This window comes from Zymomonas mobilis subsp. pomaceae ATCC 29192 (genome assembly GCF_000218875.1).
Classification (GTDB): Bacteria; Pseudomonadota; Alphaproteobacteria; order Sphingomonadales; family Sphingomonadaceae; genus Zymomonas; species Zymomonas pomaceae.
This window is the reverse complement of sequence record NC_015709.1, coordinates 139326-153896: the sequence shown is the minus strand read 5'-3', so window position 1 is coordinate 153896 and position 14571 is coordinate 139326. Positions and strand designations below refer to the sequence as shown.

Genomic DNA, 14571 nt, shown 5'->3' with positions numbered 1-14571 from the left:
ATCAATATTCTAGGGCAATAAAGCCCAATAAATCGGGCTTTATTGCCTAGTTAAAAACGGCCTATTTCAAGGAAGAAGAGGCAGCTCTACAGAACTAGCATGGTCTCCAGAATGCATAACCGTTTCCATCGTCGCGACATAATCTTCAGGTTTAGCAAACATAATATTCTGAACATAACGCTGTGGATTGCGATCATATAAAGGGAACAGACTAGACTGAATCTGTACCATAATACGATGCCCCGGCTGAAAGACGTGATTAACTGCTGGCAATCGGAAACGATAATGCTGAATTTTATTGGCAGGTATTGGGGTCGGTTTTTCAAAGCTATCACGATAGCGACCGCGAAAAATATCCATACTGACTGCCAACTGATAACCACCCATTTTAGGATCGGAGGGCACTTCATCAGGATAAACATCTATCAGCTTGACAACCCAATCAACATCACTGCCGGTCGTCGATGCAAAGAGATTAGCAAAGGGTGCGCCCTGCAGCTTAACCGGATGATCTAAAGTTTTAGTCTCGTAAGTTAGAACATCGGGTCGGCTTGAAGCGAAGCGTTGATCCTCAACTAACCATTTTTTCCAACGCACAGAATCGCTAAAAGTAATAGGTACAGGCAGATAAGGAACCGGCGTTTTAGGATCAGAAACATAATGGTCAGAAATGTCATTCTTATCAGAGGGTTTTGTAAAGGTAAGCGAAGATTGTCCTTGTAAATAAAGAGGCGTTAGGGGTTTTTCTGCTGGGGTCTGCCAATCCATAAGCCTATCCCAGTGATTTTCGCCTGTATTATAGATTAAGGCTCTGGGTGTTATCTGTGTTTGTGGCTGATCTTTTAAATAGTGGTTAAAAAAAGGTAATAAAACATCACGCCGAAATTGTAAGGCGGTATCACCGTTCCAATTTAAAGCCCCAAGCGAAGAACCATTATAGTTAACCTGACTATGGCGCCACGGCCCCATGACTAGATAATTATGGTCTTCCTGTCCGACCATTTTTAAGGCTTCGAAGCTATGAATAGCCCCCCACATGTCTTCTTGATCCCATAGGCCTTGGATCCACATAGTGGGCACTTTGGAGGGATGCGCAGCGGCCAATTTATCCAAAGCTTGATCCTGCCAAAATTTATCATAAGCAGGATGAGCACTTAACCTTTGCCACCAAGGTATCTGGTCGATACCGCTCTTTTTGGCCCAATCACCGGCTGATCCGGTTTTCAGGAAAGTTTTGTAATCATCATAAGCAGGGTGTACCGGAGAAGCACCCTGCCCGCGTGCTGTCATCTGACTTATAAAATAATCAAAACCGGCTTGGCGAAAAGCGCCATAGTGAAACCAATCATCCCCCATCCAACCATCGACCATTGGGCTTTCAGGCGCGGCAACTTTCAAGGCAGGATGAGGATTTAATAAAGCCATAACTACCGTAAAACCTTCATAAGAAGAGCCGATCATGCCGACTTTCCCATTGGTTTCAGGAATATTTTTAACTAACCAATCAATAGTATCCCAAGCATCGGTTGTGTGGTCAACTTTTGTTGGGTTCAAGTCACCGACTACAGGTCGGGTTACGACATAATCACCCTCAGACCCATATTTACCGCGAACATCCTGAAAGACCCGAATATAGCCATCTTGAACAAAAACTTCGTCACCTTCTGGTAGAGTAGCCAACATCGAAGGGCTATCGGCACGTTTTGTCCGTCCCGAAGCATTATAAGGGGTACGCGTTAATAAAATCGGTAAATTGCGTCCTTCTTTCGGAACGACAATAACCGTGTGCAATTTTATACCATCCCTCATCGGGATCATAATATCTCTTTTTATATAATCATATTCATCGGTTGGGGCTGAAAAATGAACAGGTATATCCCCCTTAGCAGGCCATAAATTGCTATCCAGCGCGTTAGCCGTGCTTGCTTTTATAGTTGCCAATAGACCAAGACTAATACTCGCTAACAGAAAAGCCTGTTTTGACTTTAAGCTTACCCTTGATTTTAATGATGACATTACCCGTTCCCCCTGCTCTAATCTTATTTTAGGAAGATGCGCTTCCTTATAAATTTTGCGTAATATGAAATTATAATAGTTATATTGGTTAAATTTTTTTAAAAAAACAAAAGAATACTATTTTAGAAAAAGGGTTTCATCAATCTGAAAAAAGGTAATTGTTACCGCCTTCCAATGAAGAAATGAGTATTAAAAGCATGGTTTATTTTTTAGGTGTAGATGCAGGGGGTAGTCATTGTCGAGCGAGATTAACTGACCAAGACGGGCATATTTTAGGGATAGCGCAATCTGGCCCTGCCAATGCTCATATTGGTATTAAGGCTTTATGGTCGTTATTAATGAATATTGTCGAAGAAACCTGTAAGATAGCCCATTTAAGAAACAGTGATTTTCAGAATCTGCATGTTGCTTTTGGTATTGCAGGTTTGTCACGTCCCGGTTTTCAAGCTGAAATAGAAGCTATCGCTTCTCCTTTTGCCTCTGTTCGCTATACAGGCGATGATGAAATTGCCAATATAGGGGCTCATCAAGGTAAAGAGGGTGCTATTCTGATCATTGGAACCGGCAGTATTGCCCATATTCGCCTTAAAGGTAAAAATGAAACCCTAGGTGGTTATGGTTTTCCTATTTCCGATGAAGCAAGCGGAGCATGGTTAGGGCTAGAAGCCCTTCGCTACAGTTTAAGAAGCCATGATGGGCGTATAGAGAAAAGCCTTTTAACAGAAAGTCTTATGGCTGAATTCTCTTATAATCCCTCAAAAATTATTAGCTGGATGGATAAGGCTGTACCGGCTGATTATGCCTGTTTTGCGCCTCTCGTTATGGAGCAAGGCAACCGAAATGATCCGATAGCTTGTCTCATTATTCATCAAGCCGTACGCTATATTGAAAATTTTATCACCACTATTTTTGAAAAAGGCGTAGTCCGATGTAGTCTTATGGGGGGATTATCTGGTGCCTTTAAACCTTGGCTTTCTTCTACTATCTCTGACAAATTAACGGCAGCAAAAGGGGATGCCCTGGATGGGGCTCTCATTTTAGCAGGTTTGGAATTTTCAAAAATAAAAAATAAAATAAAACCAATGGTATAAACTATATTGCTGATGTGGGGTATTAGATATGGAAATCGAAATTGATATTGTCACTATTCTTACGGCCAAGCCTGCCTATCAGCAAGCCTTAGGACAGGCTCTTATGACTTATGCTGAACTATCCCTATTGGAAGACGGCTGTCTCGCTTACCATATGAGTCTTGATAAAAATCAGCCGCCGCGCTTTGTCATCACCGAACGGTGGCGCGACCATGACAGTTTCTTAAACCACGAAAAAAGTGACGTTTTTCAAAATCTTGCAAGCGATTTCGAAGGTTTTTTAGAAGAACCTCTTCTTTCTGTTTTTTCGACACCTTTCCCTGAAGCCCTTTCTTAAATTAAATCAAGGTAGATCGTTTTAATTATATTGAGCCTACTCTAAGTAAGGCATCCCGTTTCGCAATCAAACCGTCAAAATGCGCTTTATCCTCAGGCTTATCAAAGTTAAAGTCTATAGGTTTAAAACTAGCTGTAGCTTGTTGTAACCGATTAGAAGCTTCGGAAGAAATGTCATCAATTGCGTAAAGAATATTATGCATTTCTTCATACTGCCCAGAGCAATGTAGAACGACATCGCAACCTGCTTTTAAAACGCGTGTTGCGCGGGTGACCGCATCCCCCTCTAAAGCTTCCATGCCGATGTCATCCGACATTAACAGCCCTTCAAATCCGATCTTTTGACGGATGATTTTACAGATTACAAAAGGTGAATAAGTAGCACAGTTTCTTTTGTCCCATTCTGTATAGATAACATGAGCGGTCATTGCCATTTTTGCTGATTTTAGACGTTGAAAAGGGATAATATCCCGTTCTAAGATAGTCAGAGTTGCCTCAACAATAGGCAACATTTTATGACTATCGACTTGGGCTTGTCCATGACCAGGAATGTGCTTGATAACGCCACAGATACCTCCTGTTGCCAGACCGTCTAAAGCAGCCTGTCCTAAAGCTGCTACTTGTTCAGGATTATCACTAAAAGAACGATCACCGATGATATTATGTCCTTTGGGGTCACGAATATCTAATAAAGGCATACAATCGACATTAATACCGACATCTTGTAAGAGATAGGCTAACGCTGTTGTGTTGGCTCTTACGGCTTCAATAGCCGTCATGGGTGCCTTTTGGTAAAGTGCATCAAAACAACCCGCTGCCGGAAAAGAGGGCCAAATAGGTGGACGCATTCGTGCAACTCGTCCGCCCTCCTGATCAATTAAAATAGGGATATTCCATCCGGATATATCATGTAACATATCAGTCAAATTGCGCAATTGGATGCGATTTGTAATATTGCGTTGAAACAGGATATAACCAGCGGGATTAACTTCTTTAAAAAGAATTTTTTCCTGTGGCGTCAGATGAGGGCCTTCTATGCCGATAAAAACCGGTTTCATTATATTTCCTACAAAAGTCCGAAAAATATCCGACGCTTAAAGCTGAAGTTTATTTCTCTCTTTGTCTTTATACGCCTTAAAACAGGCATGGAAGGAGAGAAAGAGAAAGGAATACTATGATTGTTGCTGAAGTCAATTTCGACGGTCTGATTGGCCCCACCCATAATTATGCCGGTTTATCTCTCGGCAACAAGGCCAGCACCGCCCATGCAGGCGCCCCTTCTTATCCCCGTCAAGCTGCGCTTCAGGGACTAAAAAAGATGAAATGCCTGATGGATTTGGGATTAACGCAAGGCGTATTCCTGCCCCCTTTAAGACCTGTGACCAGTTTGCTGCATTATCTTGGTTACAAGGGAAATGATAAAGAAATTCTAACAAAGGCGGCCCTTGAAGATCGTCCCCTCTTCAACACTTTATGTTCAGCCTCGGCTATGTGGGCGGCCAATGCGGCAACTGTTATAGCCGCATCTGATAGCGGGGATGGACGTATTCACTTTATAACAGCGAATCTTTCGACGATGCTTCATCGTAGTTTAGAGGCAGAAACTACCTGTCAGCAGCTTAATCGTATCTTTTCAGATAGCTGTTATTTTGCTGTTCATCGCGCCTTACCCTACGGTCAGCATTTTAGCGATGAAGGCGCTGCTAACCACATGCGGCTTACCCCATCCCATAAAGAATCCGGCCTTAATATTTTTGTTTATGGTGAAAAAGGTTCAGGCCCTTATCCAGAAAGACAAAACCGCCGAGCGAGCCAAGCCGTCGCACGATTAAGTAGCCTTCCTTTTGATAAAAATTATTTTATTCCTCAAAAAGCTGAGGCGATTGCTAAGGGAGCCTTCCACAATGATGTCGTTGCCGTTGCTAATGAATATGTTTTGCTAGCCCATGCAGAAGCCTTTGAAGATCAAGACGTCTGGCTTGACCGTATGGCACAACATGTTGAAGGTTTTATTCCCCTTATTATTGATAGCATCAGTCTAGAACAGGCTATTAAAAGTTACCTTTTTAATAGCCAGATCGTAACGCTTCCTGATAATCAAATGGCGATTATTCTGCCTCGGGAAGTCAAGGCTGACCCAGCCGTTTGGCAGGTCGTAGAAACCATTATCAAAGGCAATAACCCTATCAGCCAGGCTATTGTTGTTGATGTTCATGAAAGCATGGCCAATGGTGGAGGACCAGCCTGTCTTCGTTTACGGGTTCCTTTATCAAAAAAAGCTCTGGCCGCCGTCGATCAACGCTACATTTTGAATGAAGAACGATGGGGTCAGCTTTGCTGTTTAGTCGAAGAATTCTGGCCTGAACGGCTGTTACCCGATGATTTGATCAACCCTGATCTATGGAAAACAGCTGTGAAAGCGCATTGGGCACTTATTAACTGGTTGGGTTAATAATCTTTGGCATAGCGCAAACTGATATTAGAGGAAGAAAAGCTGCTTGCTTGACTCAAAATAGATAGTGTTCTGGTCAAGGAAACGCGAATTTGAGTTACAGCAAAACCATGCGTATCCGTAATCACTTCCATATAAACATTTTTAAATAAATATTTTCCAGCAGCCAAAGAGGTGCCTTGTCCGGTAGTGCTATCAGCCCCTACCACTCTCAGCCGATCAATACCGATTACGGAACGGAGTTTATCCAGAGGATCAAACCCTTTACCCCCTGTTCTTAAGGTATTTAACGCCGAAGCTAATTGAATAGCTTGCACAGGTGACAAGGTCGTTACAGAAGAACCAAACAACAGGCGTGATAAGATTTCATCCTGTGGTAATGTGGGTGTTGAACTAAAAGTGATTTCTGGATGATTAGCAAAACCGCTGATATTAACGGTTGCCGTAATATCATCTACGGTCGCTTCGGCTGAAATATCAAGGGTCGGATTAGGGGGATTCCCGCCATTAAATTGGATTTCGCCGTGAGTAATATCAAAGCGGCGACCAGCAAAAGTATAAGTTCCGCGAATAATGCGTAAATCGCCAGTGATAAGCGGTGCTATCGCCGTTCCCCGAACACGTAGATCAGCTTCCCATTCAGATTCCAATCCCATACCGGCTACAAACAAATGTTCAGGCGCATGCACACGAATATCGAGCTTCCATGAGGAAGCTAACATATTGGTTTTTTCGGGGGGATTTGTAACTGCCGTATCAATTTGGCCTTTTCTGGTGACACCAGCCAAATCATGGACTGAATTATTATCGTCTAATACAAAACGATAGCGCGTTTCAGGTAGACTCAAATCCCCCTTAATAGAACCGCCCTGCTTACGATTGGTTTTGACACTCAAATTACCGGAAACGGTTGATTTTACCTGATCAGAACGGGCTAAAGACGCTTTATCAAAAACGACATCAAGCGCAGAATCATAGTCGCTAGCCGCATCAAGACTGGCATAGCCTTTCGCTGAGATATGCCCTTTTCCAGCCTTGGCGTTCAAATTATCTAGAAAGAATTTGGATTGATCAAAACGACCATCCATATCAATCGCCGAAATTAAGGTATCATAGGCGCTGTTTTCATAACGTAGCTGACGACCATGAATAACGCCCGTCAAAATAGGTTTTTCCAGTTGTCCCGAGATGTCTGCTGCAATCGCTAATGGACCTCGTAAATTCTGACCACTAATACCCCCCATAGACCATAAAATATCAGCATCGGCGTTATAACGGATACCACCATTCAAACGACCTTTTCTAAAAGGTTCAAACCAATCCGATTTTTGCCTTATAACCGTCGGATTTGTCTCTAGACCCAGCCGCATTTGACCAATTAAATCCTGATTTTGACGGATAACCGCTTCTGATAAAAAGCCTGTCTTATTAAGATTAGCGACCATCATCAAATCGACAGGCTGCGATAGTCCAACAATCGAAACATGCGTGAAATGATTTAAAGCTAAACGAGCAGAGGCTGTGGGCACATCGCCTACTAAACTCGCATCAACAAAGGCAGACAACTGCCCATTCAGATTAGTTTCTGGCCATAATAGATTGGCCTCAGAAATATCAATATCGGCTATTTCAATTTGGCCATGCTTATTCTGTGGTCCATAATGCCCTGAAAAATCAATATGGCCTTTTGGTAGAATAAGAGAGGTTTTTGATAAATTATAGCCGTTTTTATCCGATTTTATTTCCAAAGGGGCCGCCAGCCGCCAATTAAGATGGGCGAGATTACCCGTGGCATTGGCCCGAATAAGATCATGATCAAGGGTCGCGTGGGCCGCCATACTAAAATTCATAGGGGTCGAATTATTAGGTATGACGCCCTGTAGTGTAACACCGCCCTCCCCCTGTTCCTTTTGATAACGAAGGCGTGTTGCCACCTGTTTCAGCGTAACCGTACTATAATGAACATCGTTTAATTGCGCTTCTGCTTGGAAAAACGGATCTGAGAAGAAAAGAACTTTTCCTCTCAGACGTCCGCTACCGATGTCTAAAGATTGACCATAAACAAAATGGGCTTTTTCTGCGTTAATATCGGCATTAATACCCTGCACAGACTGATCTTCGACAAGATTGATGCTACCGTTAAGGCCTCGTCCATTCAGGTCAAACTGTCCAAGATAAATATTATTTTTTGCCTGATTAAGATGGCCTTTCAGCGTAAAACCCAGCAAAGCAGCGTTAAGCGTAGGATGCGTAAGGGATCCCCCTACATCAAGGCTAACGGGCCCATAAGCCTTAGAATTACCTCTAACAAAGAGACCTATGATCCCATTGGGCTGATAATGACCATTACCGTCGAGATGAAAAGCAGGAGACGCCAGACTAAAGCGTGGCATATGAAGAAAACCAGAGGCATTAGCCGTCATATCTGTCCGTAAAACGGCCTCCCCGCCAAAAAAATTATTTACTGCAGGCTTTTCCCAGTTGCGCCCCGTTAAAGTCAGCTGCCCTGCCATGCCAAATCCCCCTTTTTCAGGTTGTACATGGCTATCAATAGCCAGACTTAATCGTCCTATACCTTCCATAAGATAAGAATCGATACCGCCCTTAATGGCCGCCCGCCAAGTTTTATGAAAAAAATCAGCTACGAGCGTTGTGTTAGCATGGATATAACGACTTTTGATGGTTGCATGGTCAACATGTAATATCTGATTACCGTAACTAATGGCGCCATTAACTTTCAGATTATCCAGTAAATTAGCGATACGACTATCAATACCTGTTACTTTTTTTACAGAGAAACCAAGCGGCATAGATAAATTGGTGCGATCAATAAGCATCGTCCCACTAGCGGTAACGGTTTCTGCATTTTTACCCTGCCAACCAAGACGATCTGCCTTTAAACGCCAGTCAGCAATCGGGGATTTTAAGGGACCCGATAAAACGGAAGAAAGACTAAGACCTTTACTTTCACTATCCGCTATAATTTTATGGCTATCTGGAACATCCAGATTAATAGCCATATTATTAAAACGGCTGGCATCCCAATCGATACCCCCTAACACCGTCAAACGGAAAGTTTTCGCTAGGATATTGCCGTTAATATCAATAATATTTTTATTGGAATGGGTCGTGAAATTTAACTTCAAACCCTCTTTTAAAAGAGGCTGTAGGCTAGATTCCGGCGGTAAAATTTCCCCCGGATAGGCCAAGCCATAAAGATGAAAAGCCCCTTTTTTATTGTGGATATTCCATTGTAATAGTTTTTTGTCACCAGATTGGGCATCCACATAGCCTTGCCAATCTTGCCAATCCCCTTTACCTCCAGCATCTAATCGTATTGCTTTTCCAAGATGCATTACGCTTTCCACCAAGCCGCCGACGGGGGCTTGTAAATGGGCATCCAACCGTAAAAGATTAGCCGCGGGCTTGGCATCCAGCTGTAAAGATAGTTTATCACCGCCACTTATACCGAGGCCTCTATCGGCGCCGGCGTCTGCCTTGATAGTAATTTGCCCTTTTACAAGCGCAAAACTACCCGATAAATGCAACCGATGCTTTTCCCCCGTTAAATTCTTGGCCATATTAATCTGATCAAGCGCTAGATGATCAAGATTAAGATGAATATCCGGCAAAAGTGGTTCGTTTGGCTTGGAGGCTGTCGATTTTAATATAGGCTTTCTTTCAAGGTTTATTAAGGCTGCGTGTAGATTATTGATTGTAATAACACCGTAGCGATAATCAAGCGGCTGCCAGCGTATAAAGACTGAAGGTATTTCGATAAACCGGCCTTGCCGATCATAACCTTCCACATCAATCAGACGCACAGCCTTGTAGATAGAGCCATCAATACGACGAAGTTTTATTTTTAAACCGGAAGGGGCCGTATAGCTATTCACATAGTGAACAATCAAACGATGTCCGGTGGGGGTATCTATGAAAAAGATCAGGGATATTGCTATAAGCAAAACACCAAAAAATAAGGCTATACTCCATTCCACAAAACGCCAAATACGACCAATAACAGAAGATTTTTTCTCTGTTTTGTAAGGAGATTCTTTATTCGCCTCATCATAAGAAGGTATAGTTTCGGCTTCTTGATGAACTGAATTCGGACTTGTAGAATCAGGTAGCGATTCTGAAGCGGGCTTTCCATCACCTTGTTGATCCGATTTTTTATCATTATCAGCCATCAGAAGGCCTGACCAATCGAGACATAGACAGAAATACGCGATTCTCCCGGTTGACGGGCAATAGGAGTCGCGAGATCAACACGAAATGGCCCAAAAGCGGTATAATAACGCCCCCCTATCCCCGTACCAAAACGTAAATTATGGAAGGTGGGAAGCGAATCCTCATACACTTGACCGGCATCAATAAAAGGCACAATGCCAAAATTACCAAAACGATAACGCACTTCAAACGCTAATTCTTCTTCAGATAATCCGCCAACAGCATCATTGTAAGGATCTTTTGGTCCTAATTGTTGGTACCCATAACCGCGAACGGAACCGCCGCCGCCCGCATACATCCGTCGAGAAGGCGCGATTTCTTGAACATTTGCCCCTTCAATAGAGGCAACACGAACACGACCAGCCACGACGACGTTATCTACAATCGGATAATAACCGCTCGCATCAAAAATCATACGCATATAGCCCCTTAAGCCAGAGCCAATAGATGTTTCAGGGCTTAAGCGTAGATTCAGGCGATAGCCTTTAGTCGGATTCATCAGATTATTGGAACGATCATACCCAAGCTGGCTGGGTAAGGCCGCAATTAGATAGGAATTCGTCAAACGTTCACCGCGTGAAAAATTATAACTGCGTTCATTCGTTTGGGTTAATTCGGCTCCAATGGAATAAGTCCAGCGCTTTTGCCATATCTGGGTAGATTGACGCGACAAGCTCCCTCCTAAAGAGAAACTATAACCATTATAGGCATCATATCTTTCCCGCCCTGCGGTCAACCCTAGTTGAATAACACGATCTCTAAGACCGGCATTATTACGAATAAATAATGCCGATAACTGCTGTTGACGCGTGCCAAGAATACCTGAAAAAGTTAAAGCGCCTTCCGGCGGTAAGTAATTCCGGTTAGTCCAGCTGCCTTGTGCTTTAAAGCCTTCTCCGGTGCCGTATCCACCTGTAACCGCAATACTGTGTTTTTTCCCTCGTCCCTGACGCACATCCAAGTCAACAATTTCGCTACCGTCCTCTGTTTTTCTACCAGTATGAATAGGTTCAACCGACACATGCGAAAACAGACTGGTCGCGGCCAAGGCCTGCCGTAGATCATCGATCATACGGCCATCATAACGCTGCCCTTGCTTAAAGCGAGCCATATGAGCAATATGTGTAGCACTTAAAACAACATGTTTGTTGTTACTAACAATAATATTACCGTAATATCCAAGAGGACCCACATCAATGGGCAAAGTATAGTCGCCTTTATGGGTATCACCATCCAGTAAAATGCTGCGATCACCTATTTTAGCGAAAGGATAGCCTTGATGAGGTAACGTTAAGGCCACATTGTTTTCAGCCATTTCAATCTTGTCAGCAATAATGGGGTCTCCACGTTCAAGATTTAACGCTTGGCGTGCAATTTTAAGGGGGATACCGCTACTTCCAGTAATTTCAATTTTATCTAATCGGTAAAGTGCCCCTGGATCTGTTTTAAACTGAACGTTATATCTTCCTTTATCAGCGGGCATTATAGTTAAAGAAGATGTCCCGTCATAATAGCCTTGTGATCGCAAAATACGTTCTATTAAGTTACGATCACTTGCAGCTCGTGCTCCAATAACCGATAAACTATCGGCTTTATTCTTATTAGAAAGCAGGACAGAATAGGTTTTAAAGGCGTTGTTAACGTCAATATCCTCAAGCCCATTCACAGATACTTTATAGTGAATATCACGCGTATCTTTCGCAATCACAAGATGTTGATTGGTATCGGGGGTGACATTGGCAATATCGGGCAAAGGTTGAGATAAAGCCGGATCTAATTTTATCGGATTATCTTTATCTGCCTTTAAATCAGCGGCTAGGACATTAACATTATTAATATCAGCCTGATTATTCCCTGAAGTCTCGGTATTTACAGATTTTTCTGAGCTCGGCACGGCTGTTTTTTGAAGATTTTCTGTTCCAGAGGCAGGGCTGGCATTCGATACTACCGTAGATTTTTTAGAAATTTGCTCGTTGGAAACTGTCTGCGGGGTTGAGGGAAGTGTGTTTTTTAGTAAAGGCGCAGAACCATCACTCTTTTCAGATAGGGGGGCTTCTGGCCTATCGGCAGGTAAGACCGATTTGGACAAAGACGGTAAAGAAGAAAAAAAAGATTCATCAAAGGGATCACTCGTGCTCTTATTCACTAGCGGCACAGTTTTATCTGTTTCAGATGTGACAGGTTGTGAAGGTTCCGCGTAAATAGAGGATGAAAACAATCCGACCCCTACTAAACACAAACGTCGTAAAGAATGGCGCACGCTATATTTAGGCAACATTATTTCGACCGACGAAGCAGCCCCAACCCTTTTCGAGCTGAAAAATAATAACCATTCCCCCCTTCTTTTTTAGTATCTTTATCTTTGTTATGATGGGTTGGCAAAAAGATTTCTGCGCGCAGTCCACCTTCATCACGATTAGTCAGAAAAAGCTGCCCCCCTTCCCGTATAACTGTACGGTCTACGGTGGCTAAGCCTAAACCAAGACCTGCCGTATTCCTTTGTCTAGCGGAATCTAACCGCCGAAAAGGCTGAAGCACATAATGAATTTGTTCTGGCGGAATACCTGGGCCGTTGTCATCGACTCGAATATAAACACCCTTTTCAGTAATATGAAAACTAACTATCGCTTGTTTTCCATAATGCACTGCATTTTCGATCAAGTTTCCAATAGCGCGTTTCATCAAAAGCGGGCGTATCATAACATCATAATGCGAAGGCCCTCTATAAACGACCGATTTTCCAGCATCCTTGGCCGCATTAACCAACGTCTCAATGATAGCCGTAATATCGGTTAATCGCTGTAACTCGGGATCCTGATCCCCTCTTAAAAATTGTAAGACCGATTTTAACATCGCCTCCATTTCATGGAGATCGGCTTCTATCGGTTCACGAATATCATCTTCTTCAATGAAACCAGCTCTTAGCTGTAAACGAGCCAAAGGTGTCCTTAAATCATGGCTGACGGCAGCCAGCATTTCTGTTCTTTCACGTAGCATATGATCAATACGTGCTTGCATCTGATTGAAAGCATGAGCGACATGCCGCAATTCCTGCGGTCCTGTTTCACGAAACAAATGTGGCTTCCCATCACCAACTTTCGCAACAGCCTGAGACAAAGAACGAAGGGGCGTTACAAAGGCTTGAATAATCATCCATCCGACCAAACCAGCCCCGATCATTAAGATAAGGCCGGTAGTCAAACGATTGGTCAGCCAAGGTGCGGCAAGATTAGGGACAAATGTCTGAAAAACCAGCCAACTTTTATCAGATAAACGAATCTGACCTAACAGGCTATCACGTCCTAATTTTTTGGTAAGATCAATGTGAATGTCAGACTGTAATATCCGAGGGTTGCGGCTTAAAATTTGTCCCTGAATCAAATCTAGTAAATGGCTATTGTTTTCTTTAGGGCTATGCGCCCTTTGTGTCGGTGACCACAAAAATTGAATATTCCGGTTAGAAAAATTATTCGCAATAGCAGGGCGTTGAAAAGGTTGTTCTTGATTGATAACACGATGGGCAATTAAAACGCGATCGGCAATAGATTGCGTTGCATCGGCAACATAGGTTAATTGGCTAGCCTCTTCAGAAAAAACGAGGCTCAGCACAAGTTCAAGCAGCATCGTTACTAAAAGAACGACAGCAATCCGCCCGATTAACCCGGGCGAAAGCTGACGAAAAAGGTTAATAAAACCCTTCAATCTTGTACAACCGGTACAGTAAACATATAGCCAACACCCCTAATAGTTCGAATCATATCGCTCGAACCGGGTTGACCTGAAAGCTTACGTCGTAACCGGCTGACCAAGACATCAATGCTACGATCAGAAGCTTCACTCAAACGGCTACGAGATAATTCTAACAGTCGTTCTCGCCCGATAACTCTTTGCGCATGTTGGGAAAAAGATAAAAGTAAATCGAATTCCGCCCCAGAGAGTTCAACCCCTGCCCCTGTCGGAGAGTGAAGCTCTCGACGATCTGGATCAAGCACCCAACCCTCAAAGCGAATAAGATGACTTTTAGAGATTGGTTCTTCAACATCCTTACCAATTTGGCTGCGCCGTAATACGGCACGCACCCTTGCGACCAATTCCTTTTTCCCAAATGGTTTGGGAATATAGTCATCACCACCTAACTCAAGGCCGACGACTCGATCGGTTTCGTCATCCCGCGCACTCAGAAAAACAACGGGTATTGCCATATAATGGCTGTTAGATCTCAGCTCACGCGTCAGATCCAATCCGTTTTTTCCTGGCAACATAACATCCATAAGAATAAGATCGACATCCCGATCTTTTAATTCTTCCCACATTTCTTCACCGCACCCAACAGGACAGGGTGCATAGCCGTTCTCCTTGAGCACACGAGCAATCAAAGCCCGTAAAGACGCATCATCTTCGACGATCATAATCGTCTGACTAGCCATGCCTTTTCCCCTAATTGTC

At 43.3% G+C, this 14571-nt stretch carries 9 protein-coding genes; 3 read left to right on the top strand and 6 right to left on the bottom strand.

Annotation, left to right across the window (positions count from 1 at the left end):
• Positions 1 to 66 precede the first annotated feature (66 nt).
• A complete protein-coding gene (locus ZYMOP_RS00685; protein ID WP_013933437.1) occupies positions 67 to 2016 on the bottom strand; it encodes a CocE/NonD family hydrolase in 1950 nt (649 codons plus the stop codon).
• Positions 2017 to 2213: 197 nt separating this feature from the next.
• Here ZYMOP_RS00685 and ZYMOP_RS00680 point away from each other — a divergent pair, with 197 nt between their 5' ends.
• Both ZYMOP_RS00680 and ZYMOP_RS00675 read left to right on the top strand, forming a co-directional pair.
• Entirely contained in the window at positions 2214 to 3107 is an 894-nt protein-coding gene (locus tag ZYMOP_RS00680; RefSeq protein ID WP_013933436.1) for a glucosamine kinase nucleotide-binding domain-containing protein, read from the top strand.
• Between the two features lie 28 nt (positions 3108 to 3135).
• Positions 3136 to 3444 carry a putative quinol monooxygenase gene (locus ZYMOP_RS00675; RefSeq protein ID WP_013933435.1) on the top strand — a complete coding sequence of 103 codons (309 nt, stop codon included), beginning with the start codon at positions 3136 to 3138 and terminating at the stop codon, positions 3442 to 3444.
• Positions 3445 to 3469: 25 nt separating this feature from the next.
• Here ZYMOP_RS00675 and nagZ read toward each other — a convergent pair whose 3' ends face one another.
• Complete coding sequence (gene nagZ, locus ZYMOP_RS00670) at positions 3470 to 4501, bottom strand: beta-N-acetylhexosaminidase (RefSeq protein WP_013933434.1); 1032 nt, start codon at positions 4499 to 4501, stop codon at positions 3470 to 3472.
• Between the two features lie 116 nt (positions 4502 to 4617).
• On the opposite strand from nagZ, the gene ZYMOP_RS00665 reads away from it, so the two are divergent.
• Positions 4618 to 5895, top strand: coding sequence for an N-succinylarginine dihydrolase (locus ZYMOP_RS00665; protein WP_013933433.1), 1278 nt, complete (start codon positions 4618 to 4620; stop codon positions 5893 to 5895).
• On the opposite strand, the gene ZYMOP_RS00660 is transcribed toward ZYMOP_RS00665, so the two are convergent.
• Genes ZYMOP_RS00660 through ZYMOP_RS00645 form a run of 4 tightly spaced genes read right to left on the bottom strand, consistent with a single transcriptional unit; the run spans position 5892 to position 14552 of the window.
• Positions 5892 to 10085 carry a translocation/assembly module TamB domain-containing protein gene (locus ZYMOP_RS00660; RefSeq protein ID WP_013933432.1) on the bottom strand — a complete coding sequence of 1398 codons (4194 nt, stop codon included), beginning with the start codon at positions 10083 to 10085 and terminating at the stop codon, positions 5892 to 5894. The genes ZYMOP_RS00665 and ZYMOP_RS00660 overlap by 4 nt on opposite strands.
• Entirely contained in the window at positions 10085 to 12403 is a 2319-nt protein-coding gene (locus tag ZYMOP_RS00655; protein WP_013933431.1) for an autotransporter assembly complex protein TamA, read from the bottom strand. The genes ZYMOP_RS00660 and ZYMOP_RS00655 overlap by 1 nt, the downstream gene beginning before the upstream one ends.
• Entirely contained in the window at positions 12403 to 13827 is a 1425-nt protein-coding gene (locus ZYMOP_RS00650; protein ID WP_013933430.1) for an ATP-binding protein, read from the bottom strand. Before ZYMOP_RS00650 ends, ZYMOP_RS00655 begins: the two co-directional genes overlap by 1 nt.
• Entirely contained in the window at positions 13824 to 14552 is a 729-nt protein-coding gene (locus ZYMOP_RS00645) for a response regulator transcription factor (RefSeq protein ID WP_013933429.1), read from the bottom strand. Before ZYMOP_RS00645 ends, ZYMOP_RS00650 begins: the two co-directional genes overlap by 4 nt.
• Positions 14553 to 14571: the final 19 nt, after the last annotated feature.

What these genes read in the sequence shown, in the direction of transcription:
- ZYMOP_RS00685 (WP_013933437.1), bottom strand. Translation starts at nt 2,016, where the DNA reads ATGTCATCATTAAAATCAAGGGTAAGCTTAAAGTCAAAACAGGCTTTT.
- ZYMOP_RS00680 (WP_013933436.1), top strand. Translation starts at nt 2,214, where the DNA reads ATGGTTTATTTTTTAGGTGTAGATGCAGGGGGTAGTCATTGTCGAGCG.
- ZYMOP_RS00675 (WP_013933435.1), top strand. Translation starts at nt 3,136, where the DNA reads ATGGAAATCGAAATTGATATTGTCACTATTCTTACGGCCAAGCCTGCC.
- nagZ (WP_013933434.1), bottom strand. Translation starts at nt 4,501, where the DNA reads ATGAAACCGGTTTTTATCGGCATAGAAGGCCCTCATCTGACGCCACAG.
- ZYMOP_RS00665 (WP_013933433.1), top strand. Translation starts at nt 4,618, where the DNA reads ATGATTGTTGCTGAAGTCAATTTCGACGGTCTGATTGGCCCCACCCAT.
- ZYMOP_RS00660 (WP_013933432.1), bottom strand. Translation starts at nt 10,085, where the DNA reads ATGGCTGATAATGATAAAAAATCGGATCAACAAGGTGATGGAAAGCCC.
- ZYMOP_RS00655 (WP_013933431.1), bottom strand. Translation starts at nt 12,403, where the DNA reads ATGTTGCCTAAATATAGCGTGCGCCATTCTTTACGACGTTTGTGTTTA.
- ZYMOP_RS00645 (WP_013933429.1), bottom strand. Translation starts at nt 14,552, where the DNA reads ATGGCTAGTCAGACGATTATGATCGTCGAAGATGATGCGTCTTTACGG.